The 17,462-nt window shown below is 38.8% G+C and carries 12 protein-coding genes and 1 tRNA gene; 3 read left to right on the forward strand and 10 right to left on the reverse strand.

Annotated features, from left to right (window positions below; translation table 11 throughout):
- Nucleotides 1-85 precede the first annotated feature (85 nt).
- The 3 genes from bla to AC0IWE_RS10145 all read left to right on the forward strand — a co-directional run bounded on the left by bla (nucleotide 86) and on the right by AC0IWE_RS10145 (nucleotide 2,209).
- Complete coding sequence (gene bla, locus AC0IWE_RS10135) at nucleotides 86-946, forward strand: subclass B3 metallo-beta-lactamase (protein ID WP_471792978.1); 861 nt, start codon at nucleotides 86-88, stop codon at nucleotides 944-946.
- Nucleotides 947-1,560: 614 nt separating this feature from the next.
- Nucleotides 1,561-1,634 (forward strand) — tRNA-Arg (locus AC0IWE_RS10140).
- A gap of 329 nt (nucleotides 1,635-1,963) precedes the next feature.
- Nucleotides 1,964-2,209: a VOC family protein gene (locus AC0IWE_RS10145; RefSeq protein WP_471792979.1), complete on the forward strand. Its 246-nt coding sequence runs from the start codon at nucleotides 1,964-1,966 to the stop codon at nucleotides 2,207-2,209.
- A gap of 443 nt (nucleotides 2,210-2,652) precedes the next feature.
- On the opposite strand, the gene uxuA is transcribed toward AC0IWE_RS10145, so the two are convergent.
- The 10 genes from uxuA to AC0IWE_RS10195 all read right to left on the reverse strand — a co-directional run bounded on the left by uxuA (nucleotide 2,653) and on the right by AC0IWE_RS10195 (nucleotide 17,457).
- Nucleotides 2,653-3,816: a mannonate dehydratase gene (gene uxuA / locus AC0IWE_RS10150; protein WP_471792980.1), complete on the reverse strand. Its 1,164-nt coding sequence runs from the start codon at nucleotides 3,814-3,816 to the stop codon at nucleotides 2,653-2,655.
- A gap of 44 nt (nucleotides 3,817-3,860) precedes the next feature.
- Nucleotides 3,861-4,685 carry an SDR family oxidoreductase gene (locus AC0IWE_RS10155; protein WP_471792981.1) on the reverse strand — a complete coding sequence of 275 codons (825 nt, stop codon included), beginning with the start codon at nucleotides 4,683-4,685 and terminating at the stop codon, nucleotides 3,861-3,863.
- Nucleotides 4,686-4,707: 22 nt separating this feature from the next.
- Nucleotides 4,708-6,174, reverse strand: coding sequence for a glycoside hydrolase family 30 protein (locus tag AC0IWE_RS10160; protein WP_471792982.1), 1,467 nt, complete (start codon nucleotides 6,172-6,174; stop codon nucleotides 4,708-4,710).
- Nucleotides 6,175-6,357: 183 nt separating this feature from the next.
- A complete protein-coding gene (locus AC0IWE_RS10165; protein WP_471792983.1) occupies nucleotides 6,358-7,536 on the reverse strand; it encodes a glycoside hydrolase family 88 protein in 1,179 nt (392 codons plus the stop codon).
- A gap of 1 nt (nucleotide 7,537) precedes the next feature.
- Nucleotides 7,538-8,725, reverse strand: a complete 1,188-nt coding sequence (locus AC0IWE_RS10170) for an alginate lyase family protein (protein ID WP_471792984.1) — start codon at nucleotides 8,723-8,725, stop codon at nucleotides 7,538-7,540.
- Nucleotides 8,726-8,746: 21 nt separating this feature from the next.
- On the reverse strand, nucleotides 8,747-11,209 hold the full coding sequence (locus tag AC0IWE_RS10175) for a glycoside hydrolase family 2 TIM barrel-domain containing protein (protein ID WP_471792985.1): 2,463 nt from the start codon (nucleotides 11,207-11,209) through the stop codon (nucleotides 8,747-8,749).
- An 11-nt stretch (nucleotides 11,210-11,220) separates the two neighbouring features.
- Nucleotides 11,221-12,396, reverse strand: coding sequence for a DUF5009 domain-containing protein (locus AC0IWE_RS10180; RefSeq protein WP_471792986.1), 1,176 nt, complete (start codon nucleotides 12,394-12,396; stop codon nucleotides 11,221-11,223).
- An 11-nt stretch (nucleotides 12,397-12,407) separates the two neighbouring features.
- Nucleotides 12,408-15,062, reverse strand: a complete 2,655-nt coding sequence (locus AC0IWE_RS10185) for a glycoside hydrolase family 2 TIM barrel-domain containing protein (protein ID WP_471792987.1) — start codon at nucleotides 15,060-15,062, stop codon at nucleotides 12,408-12,410.
- A 174-nt stretch (nucleotides 15,063-15,236) separates the two neighbouring features.
- Nucleotides 15,237-15,485 carry a fibronectin type III-like domain-contianing protein gene (locus tag AC0IWE_RS10190; RefSeq protein WP_471792988.1) on the reverse strand — a complete coding sequence of 83 codons (249 nt, stop codon included), beginning with the start codon at nucleotides 15,483-15,485 and terminating at the stop codon, nucleotides 15,237-15,239.
- 4 nt (nucleotides 15,486-15,489) lie between these two features.
- On the reverse strand, nucleotides 15,490-17,457 hold the full coding sequence (locus tag AC0IWE_RS10195) for a glycoside hydrolase family 3 N-terminal domain-containing protein (protein ID WP_471792989.1): 1,968 nt from the start codon (nucleotides 17,455-17,457) through the stop codon (nucleotides 15,490-15,492).
- Nucleotides 17,458-17,462: the final 5 nt, after the last annotated feature.

The raw sequence follows: 17,462 nt of genomic DNA on the forward strand, positions 1-17,462 counted from the left end.
TAATCCTTACGTTTTTTTGATCAATGCCACTGGATTATTTTACTAATTTTGATTTAGATAAATTCCTAAACTACCTGATCATCTTATGAAAATCAAAGCCTTATTCTACCTCTTTTTTCTTCCCATTTTTACCTTTGCTCAAAATGTGCACGAACCGGGTGACACCCCAAAAGAATGGTCGGAACCCTATACTCCTTTCCGTATTGTTGGCAATATTTATTATGTAGGCACTGCTGATCTGGCTTGTTACCTGATTACTACTCCAAAAGGAAACATCCTCATTAATACGGGTTTAAGTTCATCAGCAGAACAGATTAAGCGCAATGTAAACACTTTAGGTTTTAACTTTAATGATATTAAAATTTTGCTTACCACCCAGGCGCATTACGACCATATGGGTGCAATGGGAGAAATCAAAAAGCTTACGGGCGCAAAAATGATGGTTGACGAAAAGGATGCCGCGGTAATGAAAGACGGCGGCAGATCGGATTATGCACTTGGCGGTAAGGAAAGTAGTTACGCGCCTGTTTTTGCCGACCGTTTATTAAAGGATGGCGATCACATACGCTTTGGAAATACCGATATTACTATGCTCCACCATCCCGGGCATACAAAAGGATCGTGCAGTTTTAAATTAACAACAAGAGATGAAAAAAGCAGTTATGTAGTGTTAATAGCGAATATGCCAAGCATTGTTACCGATAAAAAGTTTTCTGAAATACCTGCATACCCTGAAATTGAAAAGGATTATGCCTATACTTTTAAATCGCTTAAAAACCAATCTTTTGATATTTGGCTGTCATCTCATGCGAGCCAGTTTAACCTGCACGATAAGCACAAACCGGGCAATGCCTATAATCCAGCCGCATTTATTGATCGTAAGGGATATGATACAGTATTGGCAGCGCTTGAGGCAGCTTACAATAAGAAAATCGGTAAACAATAGCATTAAAGTGATCTTTTTCCTGGCGCGGAATTAAGTTGACAAGCTTAAACGTTTTGACCAGCGAACGATTTTAAAAACGAAATAACTGCCGATTTCCAAAATTTTACCTCACCTTTGCTTGTGGCTTGAAATTTGTGCCTTTTAAGATTATGGAAAACACCAATAACCCAAAAAAGAAGATTTTAACACCTTCTGTTGTACACGATGATTTACCAGAGGTTAAAAAACCTGAGCACTTAAGAAGAGTAGCGCCAGATCACGACAATGGGTTACCTGAAAATCCGGAGAAGAAATTACCATCACGAAGAACTAAAAAGTGTAACGTCCAGTCATGACGAAATTAGACATGCTGATGATGATATCTGGAACGGAGAAGATGCTTAAATTACTTTTTTGAAGATACATTTTGGCAATTTATTGATGTTTTAAGCAGTTAAATATTTAAAAATATCGCTTTTTAGCCGTTAGTTATCATGTTTTTGCATGAATATCCAATTTTAATTGCTTCGTTTTTAAATACTTATTTAAAATAAGAAAAACAGCCTTCAAATAGTTTAAAATATATTTTTACATATTCAATAGAACTTCTATATTTGCAGCTCATTAAAAAATGGGCCTCGGTAGCTCAGCTGGATAGAGCGTCGGTTTTCTAAACCGAGGGTCAGGGGTTCGAGTCCCTTCCGGGGTACAATTAAAGGCTTCTAGTTTAAAAACTGGAAGCCTTTTTTTATTGAATTTATTTCCTATTTTCTGCTTCACTGCAATATTCTCTTATCCAAAAAATATCCCAAATAGCCCTATTATATGTCTCTTAATAACCCCAACTATCCGTGTCTTAAAACGTAAATTAGTATTTCTTATTAAATAACTTTAACATGAAGCCTAAAAAGATATGGTCGAATTTTACAGTAAGTGATCTAGACCGAACAACAAAGTTTTATACAACACTTGGATTTAAGCCAAACGGAAGAAATAACGACCTCACCAGCTTCTTAATGAGTCGAGGATAATTTTATCATGCATTTCTTTTTAAAAGAAGTATTAAAAGCAAATGTTGAGATTGATATTTCGGATGCCCATGTTGCTAACGAAATTGTATTTACCCTTTCAGCAGAGTGTAAGGCAGAAGTTGATCAGTGGGCGAAAGATGTTGTGCAGGCAGGTGGCAAAATTGTTTCAGAACCTAAAGCGTTTGGTGAAGGATATTATGGTTTCGTATTTTCAGACCCTGACGGTCATAAGTTTAATGTTTTTTATATGTAAAACTGAAAACGGGGATATGAGTGCAGTGAAGGTTCTTTCGACCCCGCTCAGGATGACACTTATAAAAGGAGAAATACTTACAGAAGATAATAGATTTTCCGTGATTTCAGTGTTTCCGTGGCAAATGCAATAAAAAACACAAACAGCTGTAGTTAACTCATGACTAAGATCCTGAAACAAGTTCAGGAAGACGCATGAGAGGAAAGTGGACGAATAACGATTCAGGAAGACTTATGAGATGAAAGTGGACGAATAACGATTCACGAAAACACATAAGGGCTCAGGATGTCACTAATAAAAGGGGAAATTCGTAGAAATAATAGATTTTCATTGTTTCCCTCGCAAACACAACCAAAATGCGCACATAAAACAAAGCTGTTTATCCGTGCGCATCTGTGTTTTAAAATTAAGGTCCTAAAGCAATTTCAGGAAGAAAAAAGAAGTTAATAATTTCCGGTTACCCCTATTTCCAGGCCCCTCAGCTCTGCTAAACCTCTTAACCTGCCAATTGCAGAATAACCCGGATTGGTTTCTTTTTGTAAATCATCCAGCATCTGGTGACCATGATCAGGGCGGAAAGGAATGGTTTTATCGCGTAAAGCATTTTCTTCTGTTAATGCTTTCATAATCTCATACATATTTACGTCGCCGCCTAAATGATCTGCCTCATAAAAACTGCCATCTTCATCTTTTTTAACATTACGCAGGTGGGCAAAATAAACACGTTCTTTAACTGCATTAAAGATTTCGAGTGCATTATTATCCATTCCGGCCCCTAATGATCCTGTGCAGAAACACACACCATTGAAAGGCTGATCTACCGATTTAATAATGTAGTTGAAATCATCCAAAGTGCTCGCAATTCTCGGTAAGCCTAAAATAGCATAAGGAGGATCATCCGGATGTATGGTCATTTTAATACCTTCTTCAGTACATACATCAGCAATTGAGGATAGGAAAAACTTCAAATTTTCTTTTAAGCCTTGTGTACCAATGGCTTTATATTCTTTAATGCTATTGCGTAAAGTTTCCAGTTCGATTTCTTTTTCGTTAGGAATTCCCATCAACACATTAATGCGAAGATCGATAAGGTCTTGCTCGCTTAAGGTTGCAAATTTATCTTTCGCTCTTTTTAAAATTGATTCCGAATAGTCAGCTTCAGCTTCTTCCCTTTTCAAAATATAAAGGTCAAATATTGCAAGGTCGATCCAGTTGAAATAAAGTGCTTTCGAACCATCGGTCATTTCCAGATCCAGCTGCGTGCGGGTCCAATCTAAAACCGGCATAAAGTTATAGCACACGGTTTTAATTCCACATGCCGATAAATTACGCAAAGAGGTTTTATAATTTTCTATATAATCGCCAGCATCAGCCCTACGGGTTTTAATGGCCTCGTGTACAGGCACACTTTCTACTACCGACCACGTTAAGCCGGCAGCTTCGATTATGGCTTTTCTTTCTTGAATATCGGCCAATGGCCACACTTCGCCATGAGCAATATGGTGTAAGGCACTTACAATTCCGGTAGCACCTGCTTGTTTTACATCTTGTAAGCTAACCGGATCATTCGGACCATACCAACGCCAGGTTTGTTCTAATTTCTTCATATAATGATTGTACTGATAATGGAATAAAAACAGATTAATAATTGCTAAACACCAGAAAATGCGGTAAATCCACCATCTACCTTGATATTTTCGCCATTTACAAACTTAGAGGCATCGCTCAGCAAATAAACCAAGGCACCAATCAACTCTTCAGGAGCCCCGAAACGTTTAAATGGTGTTTTATAAATAATGGCTTCTCCCCTCGCGGTTAAGCTGCCATCTGCATTGGTTAACAAAGCTCTGTTTTGGTTGGTGATAAAGAAACCGGGAACAATAGAATTGATTCTTATTTTATCCTGATAACGGTTAGCCAACTCCACAGCCATCCACTTGGTATAACTATCAATAGATGTTTTGGCCAGCGAATAACCCAATACGCGCGTAATGGCCTGATTGGCAGAAACAGAAGAAATATTAACTATACTACCTCCATTTTTTGCTATTTCTTTACCAAAAATCTGCGTTGGCAACATGGTACCAAACAAATTAAGATCAAATGCTTGTTTTAGGGCTGATATGTTAAGGTCGAAGATATCACTTCCGGGTTGAATTACCGCTTCGGCCACATTACCGCCTGCTGCATTAACCAAAGCATCTATACGGCCAAACTGGTTAATTATCGTCTCATTTGCATCGATTAAATTTTGCTCATTCAATACATCGGCAATAATATAAATGGCTTTACCACCTGCCTGCGTTACATCGGCAACCCTCTGTTTTGCAGCATCTTCATTTCTACCTATTACAACAATTGTAGCACCTGCGGCACACAATCCGTTAACAAAAGCCTCGCCTAAAACACCTGTAGCACCGGTTACTACTACAACCTTGTTTTTTAACGAAAACAGGCTTTCTATTTCTTTCATCATTTTGTTTGGTTCTTATTTTGGTTTATTCTACTACTAATGTGGTTATTGAATGCGGTAAACTGGTTGTTGTTGCCGCCTCACCTTTAATCCATAAACTGTATTTCAATTTATCGTCTGATTGATTCATCACCACTACCACAAGTTTTCCATCGGTATTTAAAAAGGCAGTAGATTGCAGTTTATCGCGACTTGATGCTGATCCTATCCTTTTAGCTCCGGGACGGATAAATTTAGAAAAATGACCCATGTAATAATAAGCATTGGTGTAAATCAATTTATCATTTTTAGTATCTGCATGCACAGGAGCGAAACAGAAATTACCTACATGGTTTGGCCCGCCTTTTTCATCTAAAAGTATGTTCCAATCTGTCCAGGCAGCTGTTCCGGCATTAAAATCGTTAATCATCGAATTGCCATAACGCTCACCTAAAGTCCAGTCGTCTAATTTATTCACATCGTATTTTTCCTTACATCCTTCAGTAAAGATTAATGCTTTATCGGGATAGGCTTCATGTGTTTGTTTTACATTGCCAAATTGCATTCCGCTACCTGTCCATGTTTCATACCAATGGAAACCAATTCCCCAAACGTATTTGGCTGCATCTTTATCATTTAAAATGGTGCTTGCCCTTTGGAAAATCTGATCGCGGTTATGATCCCATGCGATTAGTTTTTTAGAGGCTAAACCTGATTTCTGTAAAGTTGGACCTAAAAAGTTTTTGATAAAATCGCGTTCTTCTTCAGCTGTAAACACACAAGATTCCCATTTCTGTTTCGCCATCGGTTCATTTTGAACTGTTAAGCCCCAAATCGGCATGCCCATTGCCTCGTAGGTTTTAATAAATTTTACATAATGATTGGCCCAACTTTGGCGATAGGCAGGTAACAAATGCCCACCCTGAACTAAACTATTGTTATCTTTCATCCAGGCTGGTGGCGACCAAGGGCTAACAAATAAAGGTAATTTGCCTCCCGCAGCAGCAATGGCCTGTTTAATCAATGGAATTTTAAATTCCTGATCGTGTGCTACACTAAACGTTTTAAGGTCTTTGTCATTATCCTGAACATAGGTATAACTACCGCTTGAAAAATCGCAGCTGGCAATATTGGTACGTGCCAAAGTATAGCCGATACCCTTAACAGGGCTATAATATGCGGTTAGCAGTTCTTGTTGATTTTTTTTGGAAAGTTTAGCAAATGTTTCGGCAGAAGCATCGGTTAAAGCACCGCCAATGCCCACCAAAGTTTGGTATTTAATGGTAGGATCGACAAAAATACAAGGCTCTGTTTCAAAAGGTTGCTTATTTTCGGTAAAACTTAAGGTTTCAGTTTTACTGATTCGGTATTCAGATTTTTCTGCCGTGGTATAAACTGAAACTTTTTTATTGCCAACGGCATAAGTTTGAACAGGTTTTACTGTTTTTTTGTTTTGGGCAACGGCGGTAAATGCGGTTGCCAAAATCAATAGGATACTCAGATTTTGCTTCATTATTATATATTTATTTAAACCAGCGCCTTACAAATGGCGTTATTTTTATTTACAGGTCCAATTTCCGAATAAATCGTGCATTTTCGCCATACAATCTTAAATATTACAGCCCATTATGCCTGTTTTAAAGCCTTAATGATATAACCTTTTATCAATAAGGAAAATACATCAATCATTTTTTTATCATTTTAATTTATTACTTCTTAGCAAAGCCTCCAAATAGTAATAATCAGCATAGTTAATAGGCACATCAACTTCCGATTTTGCAGGGCGATGCCCGGTACTGTGTTCTAAAATAAAACCATAATTATCGCCTATTTTACTGGTATACTTTGTACTTAATGAATTTAAAATTTTATCAGCAGCTGCCTTGTACTTTTTACCGTTTGTACTATATTTTGCCAATTCGTAAAGTGCAGATGCTGTAATTGCAGCTGCAGAAGCATCGCGGGATACATCAGGTATTTTTGGGTCGTTATAATCCCAATACGGAATACCATCTGCCGGTGTAATTTTACTGTTCAAAATAAAACCTGCAACCCCGTCGGCCTGGGATAAATAGGTTTTGTTTTTAGTTTCGCGATAACACATGGTGTAGCCGTATAGTGCCCAGGCCTGGCCACGTGCCCATGCCGATTCATTGGCATAACCCTGTGCAGTTAATTTTTGACGCACATTACCAGTAAGTGTATCATAATCAATTACATGATAAGAACTGAAATCGGGTCTGAAATGATTCTTCATTGTGGTATTGGCATGGGTGACCGCAATTTTATAAAAAGACGAATCGCCTGTTAATTTGGTGGTTTCGAACAGTAATTCCAAATTCATCATGTTATCAATAATAACCGGATATTTCCATTTATCACCATTATGATCCCATGATTTTAAAACACCAGCTTTTGCATTAAAACGTGTAGACAGTGATTTAGCTGCCTGAATAATCACTGCTTTATAAGCAGGATCGTTCGTTAAGCGGTATCCGTTGCCAAATGGACAATAAATCATGAAACCCAAATCATGCGTTCCGGTGTTAAACTGTTCTTTTTTAATGTCTTCAGTATATTTTTTGGCCAAGTTGAGCCATTTTTTATCATTGGTGTACTGGTAGAAATACCAAAGTTCTGCCGGAAAAAATCCACTTGTCCAATCTCTGGAAACAACCATTTTAAACTGGCCGTTTTCTACCGTTCGTGGTGATACTAAATTGGGCTTTACTTTTCTGGCCGAATCTACATTCTTAATCAGTACATCGGTTTGTTTGGCTGCCGAGGCAAATGCTGTTTTAACATTTACTTTTTGTGCCTTTACAACACTGAAAGACAATAGACTTAGTGCCGTGATTGTTAGTTTTAAGTTCATATTATAACCAGATTATTGGGTTACGGATAGGTAAATTTCTAATTACTTCTTCTACTTGTGGTTTATGGTCTAATTTAGCCCAGGTTTGGTACCAGTTTTCCTGATGGTAAGCTACAGCACCAAACAATAAGAAAGGTTGCGCCACCGGCCAGTTCTCCCAATACATTACATCGGGTTTTAAAGTCCATTTATTTTTATCGGCAATAAACGGATACAAATAAGTTAATCCTTTTTTAATGGATTTTCCATCTGCCGTTTCAAAATTCCAGAGGTTATTTTTTGGTGTCGATAAAATCTGGCAAAGCATTGTCATCGCATCCAAATTAAAAATCGAATAACCATAAGGTTTGGTTCTGGCCATTTCTAACGGGAAACTACCATCTGTACCCATTTGGTTGGGCAAAAGGACGGTTTTATAACTGTTGCGTAAAGAATCAAGCATATTTTCATCGCCACATAACCTGGCAAATGATGCCACCTGCATGGCCCAACATGTTGCATGATTGTTTTTAACTGTTTTTTCCTGAATACCCGGTTTGCTGGTATTGAGCCATAAAGTATACTCTGCAAACCATTTTTTAACGCCCTTTGCTGTGTTTGGATCGAAAGCTTTGGCTTTCTGCATAATTAATGCACCTTGCGCCACTTCCATTAAATGAATGGTATCGATTATACCATAATTACGGCCTGTAAACTTACCTTTTACAGCTTGTGCGAAAAGTAAATTTGGATTCATCAGTGTTTCGGCATTGATAAACCAGGCCTGAAAATGTACAACAGCTGCTTTTACGTATTTTTCATCTCCTGTGATTTTATAAGCCGATGCCAGTGCACCAATTATTTTACTAAAACGCACCATTGCTTTGCGATGCGCTAAAAAATTATCAGGATTTGTTAAGCCATCTCTATTGATGTATGGCCCATCAGGGTTTTGAGGATCGGGCCAAAAATAATCAGCTTCCGAGAAGAAATCGTGTTTTCCGCCTGCGCTTCTTGGCGAAGAGGAAGCAGTAACGGTAACCGGTTTTTGCTGCATCGCCCAGGCTGCCTCAGTTAGAATCTGTTTTTTAAGCAACGCTTCGGCCTGGTTCTTAAAATCTCCCTCTTTTGGATTGTCATGGGGAACTGCCAACATTGTTCCCGTAAAAAAGAACAGTGCAAGCATTACAAATGTGATTAATTTTTTCATTGGTTAGAAATTTGTTAGCGGTTATAATGTAGTAAAAACTGTTTTCAAACCTTCGCTACTTACAGATACGGCACTTTGCCCTTTATTTAATTTAACTTTAATTATGGCCCTTCCGTTGTAAGCCTGTACCTTTCTTGATCCTGAAGAAGTACCTTGATTATCAATTAATTTACCATCACCAGTTAAACCAAAAGTTATCCAGTTGATTGCATCTAAACAAAGTATTCCCTTATCATCAAAGAGTTTAACTTCGACAGTAGCTATATCATCCTGCTGATCGATTTTCCTGAGTTCCATTTTTGCGGGCTTGGTCCACTTTTCAGTCTGATAAGTAAACTTAATCTCATCAGTTACGGTTTCTTTTCCATTCTTAGCAATTACTTTAACTGTATTTTCGCCTTTTGCAAAAGGGAGGTTCCAGCGTAAGCCTGCCGCAGGATAATCCTGACTGTTGCGTTTTTTACTTCCAAAACTTTTTCCATTTAAAAAGATTTCAGCCTCGGTGCAATTGGAATATACTTTAACCATCTTTTCTTCGCCTTCATCGCCCCAACGGGTTGGCCAGGTATGGCCGTAAATGTGTACCATTGGTTTTTCTGTCCAATAAGATTGAAAAACGTAATAGGCTTCCTTTTTTGTAAAATCTCTTTCTACCACGCCTTTCTGGTTCATATAAGGCACAGGATTATCTGGACGGACAGGTGTAGAAAAATCTTTAAAAGGCCAGTAAGCTGTACCGCTTAACCAGGGCATGGTTTCCTGTTCTTTTAAATGCCAATCGATTAAATTGGTTATATAAGATTCGCTCCAGTCGCCATCTTTGGATATTCTGGCTGCACCGCCATACAATGAGGCATCTCCTGCCCTTTCATCGGCACTGCCGCCTGTTTTAATTTTACTTAGCGCTTTATCCGGATTTTCTGAGTGGCGTAACGCATGGCTATCTCCTCCCCACTCTACATGTAAAAAACGTTTAACCTTGGCAAACTCATCTTCTGATGCTTTCTTATAATCGGTATAAGCACCTCGGTACCAGCCAGCCCAAATGGAAGGCGAATACACATCTACAATATCGCTGCAAAAATCGCATCTGCGAATGGCGGTATAGCGCGATTTATCGAGTTTGTGCGAAAGATCGTTGACTTCTTTCATAAAAGCCCTGATTTTCTCCTTATCAAATTCAGGGAAATCGCCCGGCCAATCGTTTTCGTTGCCCATGCCCCAAATAATGATGGCCGGATGGTTATAATGCTGCTCAACCATATTGGTAAGCATTCTTTTGGCCTGCTGTTTATAAATATCGCCACCTAAACCGCCACGGCACCAGGGAATTTCTTCCCAAACCATAATGCCTAAACTATCGCAAAGGTTTAAAACAATACGCGATTGCTGATAATGCCCGAGGCGGATAAAGTTGACACCCATATCTTTCATCATTTGCATTTCCTGGCGGATCATGCCCTCCGTCATGGCTGCTGCCACACCCGCATGGTCTTCGTGGCGGTGGGTACCACGCAATAGCAAACGTTTTCCGTTAAGGTTAAAGGGGCCTTTTTCTACAAATTCGATATGGCGAAAACCAACTTTTTCTTCTCCTTTATAATTCCCTGTAGAGGAAATAACTTCGTATTGCAAACGGTATTGCACAGGTTTTTCGGTAGACCATAACTGAGGCTTTTTAAGCTCCAGCGACCATAAATCGATATCAGCACTTAAATTAGTAAGCTTTTTATCTGTTTTACTTACAGTTTTACCCTGAGGATCAACTAATTTCAATAGAACGGTTGCCTCGTTAAGTGCTTTTGGGTTATATAAACGGGTTTTAACAGTTAATTTACCTAATTTACCCTGAGCATCTACTTCAGCTTTGGCAAACATTTTATCAACAGATAGTTGTGGTGCATATACTAAATTCAGGTAACGGTAAATGCCGCCATATACATTAAAATCGGATAGATTGGAAGGAATCATTTCCAGATCTCTAGAATTATCCGTCCGTACTGAAACCGGAACCTTGCCTTTGAACTGTTTCTGGTAAATAGCCGTTTTTTCGAAAGCAGCAACTGCATCCGTAATATCTGCTGTCCATTCATCATAGCCTCCCACATGTGTAGCTACTTTGGTGGTATATACATAAACTTCTGTTTTTTGTCCCGCACCTTCGAAATGTAAAATTGTTCTTCCGTTCTGGTAAGGGTTTTCTATTTTAAGCTGCGTGCGGTACCAAGCGGGGCCCTGATAATAATTAACATCAGGATCTACAGCATCTTCTGCATTAAAGCAGTGCGGCAAAGTTACCTTCTGCCATAGTGGAACCGCCTCAGGATTGCCAACGCCAACGGGACGTACGGCTTCCCATATACCGCCCAAATCTTGCTTTAAAAATTCCCAGTTATTATTTAAACGTGTAGACTGCTGTGCAAACAATAACTCACTGTTAAACAATACAATAAACAAGAGTATATACCTAATTAACTTTAACATTTATTTTTAAATTAAACTTTTAAACGTAATTTTTTCTTTTCCAAAAAATACACAATCCTAATTACCAAAAGTGCTATAACCAAAGAACGGATGATGCCACCTATACCTGAACTTAGAAAATGTGGAAAATGAAAATGAACTAAACTAAAAGTAGCATACAACAAATATGGAATGAGGTAACAGGTTAATGTACTGGTACCTGCTGGTTTAATTAACTTAAACCAATCGTTTTTATGTTTTACATCTATTAAATAAATAAGCAGTTGGAACACAAGGATGGTAATGCCCATGCACACAAATACCCAAGCAGGTGTAGCGTAAATTTTAGAAATCCCCCCTGCGTAAGGCCTGATGAACATGCCAAAAGCGAATGACAATAAGCCATAAAAACTGATCAAGATCCAAAAATCCAGGTACTGTTTACTGCCAATGAGCTTTTTATATATGGAAGTAATTAATACACCGCCCAACATTAACACGATTGAAGAAGCATCACTGATGATCCATAAGTGGTGGTTAAATAAAGCCAGGTGGGTAGTAATGTTAATGCCCGCAAAGGCAACAAAAGCCAACATGAGCAATAACAAATTACCTTTTAAAAAAAGGTACACAAAAGCAGAAACCAGATAAGCCCAGCCAATAATACCTAAAATGCCCCACCAATGTGGCTTTAAGCCCTCAGGATGACTTATTGAACCACCTTTGTATAGTAATGCCAATACAGCAAGTAATAAAATGCCAAGCCCAATAAGGCCATACTTTTTATTTTTTGATAAATTTTCAGGGTAATCCAACCATATCAGAAAGAAAGCAATTGTGATGGCAATTGTATAAACCGGGTAAGGCAAAATTGCCGAATGGTGATTGTAATTTTCTAAATTAACATGAAAAAAGCCCATTACAATTAAAGCGAGTGCCCTTAAAGCAATATAGCCTGAAATAGAAAATAAGCTTTCGCCTTTAACAATTCTACTTTGAATGGCAAATGGAAGGGAAAGGCCTACAATAAAGAGGAAAGCCGGGAAAATTAAATCTGAAAAACCCAATCCATCCACATCGGCAGGTGCATGTTCTATCCATTGCGGAATGTTGGAAACGCCGGCAACATCGTTAACAAAGATCATTAAGAACATGGTAAGTGCTCTTAAAACATCAATCGATAAAATGCGCAGTGGAAGCTGGTTCATGGTTTTACAGATTAATAGATTTTTCTTAATTGTAATGCATTTAAAACCGGTTTACCTTTTATCGCGTTAAAATCAATTGAAATTCCTTTTCCATTCTGTACGGTTACCCTGGTGGTTTTTTTAACCGCTGTGGTATAGCCAAAATCTGTAGCGAGGTTTAATCCGGGTAAAAAGGATACACCATTAATGGAAACATCGAAAATGCGTTGCTCTTCCACTTCTTTTTTATGGTTATTATCTAAATTATAAGCCAATGCTTCTTTTGTTTCGCCACCAACCAACTCTGCAAAGTGCAAGGCCAATTCATATTCGCCATCAGGCACATCAAATTTAAATTGCTTAATACCTACCTGTTGGGTTTGGTAAACCGGATCATTATCAGTACCTAAAATGTTTTTGTCGCTGCCATAAGTAATGCGGTTGTTGGTTCCTTTGTAAGGATCGCCACCTATCCATCCCCATGCGCCTATTTTGTAAGGTTGATCGGGCATCCAGAGCTGGTGTTCTTCTTCGTCGATATAAAAACGTTTTGAACCTAATAGGATATTGATGTTTTTAAAAGGAATATTGCTATCATTAAATTTAAAAGGTTGTAATTGAAAATCAACATCGGCCTGATCGTTCTGATCACCAGATATTACGCGTATTTGGTTGTTTCCATCAATAAATGGTACTTTCCATTCGATAATGTGATCTACAGCATCTTTTACACCTAAACTTTTACCATTTAGAAAAAGTTCTGCCGATTTGAGGTTGGTGGCCACCTGAACTGGCTGTGTACTGCTTAATGTGGCAGAATCGGCCGTTCCTCCTCTTTCTTTCCACTGTGCTGAAGTAATTTTAATAAAGGGCTTTTGCAATAAATAAGCCTGATAAAGGAAATAAGTATCTTTTGGATCGCGACCGATGGTTAACAAACCTTTGTTATTGATGTGCGGCATGGTTTCTTCGCGAGTTTCGGAGTTGAAATCGGCCAAATTCCAGGCTTCGCCTCCGGCTACAAATGGCCTGCTTAACATAGCATTTAGGTAAACCTGGTTAAATTTAACGCCATATTCTACGCTTTTATCAAAACGGATTGGTGAAAATGATCGAATCCTAGGATCAGCATCTGCTCCGTATTCGGTAACCATAAAAGGGGTATTTGGCAATTCTTTGTGGTGACGGTCTAAAAATTTAGCAAAATCTTCGGGTACGCCAGAATACCATCCGGAGTATAAATTCCAGCCCACAATCATCGGTATTTTAGTTAAACCCACCTTGTTGTAAATATCCCAGGCACCGTGGTTAACCAAAAGGGTATAACGTGATGGGTCTTCTTTGCGGGTTAAACTATCTAATTTTTGGGCCAGTTGGCGTACATGATCAAAATAAATTTGCTGACGGGGTTTATCGTTCGAAAACTTTAGGCGAAGTAAGATTTCGTTCATATATGCCCAGATGATGATACTTGGGTGATTGAAATTCTGTTTGATCATTTCAGTTTGCATGTTCAAACAGTTTGCGGTAAAAGCCTCGGTTTCGGTAATGGTATTAACTACCGGAATTTCTACCGAAGCCAAAATGCCCAAACGGTCGCAGGCTTCTAAAATTTGTGGGTCTTGAGGATAATGTGCAACCCTTAAAAAGTTACCACCCATGGCTTTAAGCAACTCAATATCTTTAATCTGCAACGCATCTGGTGTAGCATTGCCCCTATTTTCGTAATCCTGATGCCTACTAGCACCAATAATTTTCATTGGTTTATCGTTTAACAAAAATCCTTTATCGGCATCGAACTTAAACCAGCGGAAACCTAAAGGATTAGAAACCTGATCGATTACCGACTTAGTTTTAACATCGATAATCTTGGTCACCACGCGGTATAAATAGGGATTTTGCGGCGACCATAATTGAGGCTGGTTTATGGATTTAATATCCTGAACCACAACTATACTAGCCCCTTTATTAATATTTTGAGCAGTGTTTTTATTGGCTACCGCATTGCCTTTTGCATCGAAAATGGTGGTAACAACTTGTATCTTTTTATCTGTAGAAGATGCGTTATCAATCAAACTTTTAACTTGTACACTTGCCGCTGAAGCAGAAACCTGCGGCGTGGTGATAAATACTCCCGAACTTCCGTTTTCTTTTTGCGAAAAATGAATTTGATTCGCAATTAACAGACTTACGTTGCGGTACATCCCACCAAAAAACGTAAAATCGGCCGTAAGCGGTGGAATATCTTCATTAAAACGGTTATTTGCCCTTACTTCTATAACATCGTTTTTATAATTTAAAAATGAAGATATGGGCACAGTAAAATGGGTATAACTGCCAATATGTTTTCCGGCTGTTTTACCATTGATTAATACTTCAGCCTCTTGTGCTACGCCATTAAATATCAAGTAGATATCCTTTCCTTTCGCACTTTCATCAAGCTTTAATTTACGTTTGTAAATACCTAAACCCCGGTAATAGCCAGGCACATCATCCAAAACATCTTTATCATTCCAGGTATGTGGAATATTTACTTTTTCAACAGGTCCGTTTTCTTTATTAAATTCCCATTGATCGTTTAAGCTAATGGTTTTGCGGCCAGCATCCTGGGCAAAGCTGTTTAAGGCTATAGTTGCTGCTATTAGTAGTAATAATAGTGATTTCGATCTTAGGGATGATTTCTTCATGTTATATTTTTGCACTTTATTTTTTGCCACGGAAACACGGAAGGATCGGAATTTTTGTTTTGAATTCCTTCCTCGCCGTTGCCATGAACCGTTTAATTTTTTCACCAAGAAGGCACTAAGCACACAAAGTAGCCTTGCGATATAATTCCGTGTTTCTATGTCTCCCTGGCCAATCTAATTCAATAGCGTAAAATCCTTTTCCAGTTTAATATTATTCGAAGCAGTTCCGATCATTAATTTGAAATCGCCAGCCTCAGCACCCCATTTGAGCTGTTGGTTATAAAAGGAAAGTTTTTCTTTATTAATAGTGAATGTGATGGTTTTACTTTCTCCTGCCTTTAACATCACCTTTTGAAAATCTTTCAATTCCTTAACAGGGCGAACAATAGAAGCAAACTTATCTTGTAAGTAAAACTGAACCACTTCTTCACCTGCATATTTGCCTGTATTTTTTCAAAGTAAAACTTACACTTATTTGATCATCCAGTTTCATTTGTGTTTTACTTACAGCCAAATTGCTATAATCGAAATTAGTATAACTTAAACCGTACCCAAAAGCGAATTTAGGGCTGTTCGGCATATCCAGATAAGCAGAACGGTACCGGGTATCTTTATCATTTTTAGCCGGACGGCCAGTGCTTAAATAATTGTAATACAAAGGAATCTGTCCTTCATCGCGTGGGAATGTCATAGGTAATTTACCTGCCGGATTATAATCTCCATAAAGTACATTGGCCATGGCATTACCGGCTTCACTCCCTAACCACCAGGTATACATTATAGCCGGAACGTTGTCGGCTGTCCAGTTGAAAATTAGCGGCCGGCCGGCCATTACCAATACCACAACAGGTTTGCCTGTAGCTTGTATGGCCTTAATTAAATCTTCCTGTACACCAGGCATGTGGATATTGGCTTTACTTTTTGCTTCACCACTCATATCCAACGTTTCACCAACAGCCATAATTACTACATCAGCCTGTTTGGCTACTGCTACAGCCTCAGCAAAACCAGTTTTAGAAGAGTCGGCCACTTCACAGCCTTTGGCATATAATAATTCGGTTTGGTTGCCGACTTTGTTTTTTAGTCCTTGGTATAACGATACCAGGTTATCTTTCTCCCATGCAATAGACCAAAAACCTTGCATATCCTTTTCAGATTTTCCTAGAGGACCAATTACAGCAATCTTTTTTAAGTTTTTGGACAAGGGAAGTATTTGATTTTCATTTTTTAACAGCACAATGCTTTTTTCGGCCATTTTAAGCGATGCTGCTCTGTTTTCAGCAGAATTTAATTCCTTTTCCTCACGGTTTTCATTACTGAAACGGTATGGATCATCAAACAAGCCCAGTTCGAATTTCTTGCGTAAAACTCTTCTCACGGCATCATCAACCAGAGCAAGCGGCACTTTTTTATCGGCAACCAGTTTAGCCAGACCAGGCAGGTAACTCCTGCTTTCCATGTCCATATCGCTTCCTGCTTTGATAGCCAGCTCGGCTGCCTGTTCTTTATCTTTAGCATAACCATGGGCAATCATCTCCCCGATAGATCCCCAATCGCTTACTACAAAACCCTGGTATTTCCACTGTCCTTTTAAAATATCGCGTTGTAAATAACTGTTTCCAGTAGCGGGAATGCCATTAAGGGTGTTAAACGAATTCATAAAAGTTGCAGCACCTGCATCAACCGCAGCTTTAAATGGCGGCAGGTAGGTTTCCCAAAGCGTATGTTCGCTCATATCAACTGCGTTATAATCTCTACCGGCTATTGCAGCACCGTAGGCTGCAAAATGTTTTGCACAAGCCATAACTGCATCAAGGTTGCCTAAACCTTTACCCTGAAAACCTTTTACACGGGCAAATGCAATTTTAGTACCCAGGTAAGTATCTTCTCCTGCACCTTCCATTACCCTGCCCCAACGTGGATCGCGGGCAATATCAACCATGGGCGCAAATGTCCAGTGTACACCCGAAGCCGCGGTTTCTCTGGCTGCTACTCTTGCAGCGTTTTCCATTTCGGCCAAATCCCAGCTTGCGGCTTCTGCCAAAGGAATTGGGAAGGTAACGCGGTAACCGTGAATAACATCCAAACCAAAAATCAACGGAATTTTCATTCTCGATTGCATGGCCACTTCCTGCACGGCTCTGGTTTCTTTTGCCCCACGTACATTTAGCATGGATCCCAATTTACCATCGCGGATATCTTTTAATTTATTCGGATTATTGGTAATTGGTCCTGTTGCATCCCTGTCGCCTGTATATTGATTTAACTGACCGATTTTCTCCTCGAGGGTCATCAGTTTCAAAACGGAATCAATTTTCTTTTCGATTTTTTTATCCTGCGCAGAAGCAGAAAGTGAAATCCCTAAAATTAAGGCTAATGGTAAGTATCTTCTCATAATTG

This window comes from Pedobacter sp. AC402 (assembly GCF_979252805.1).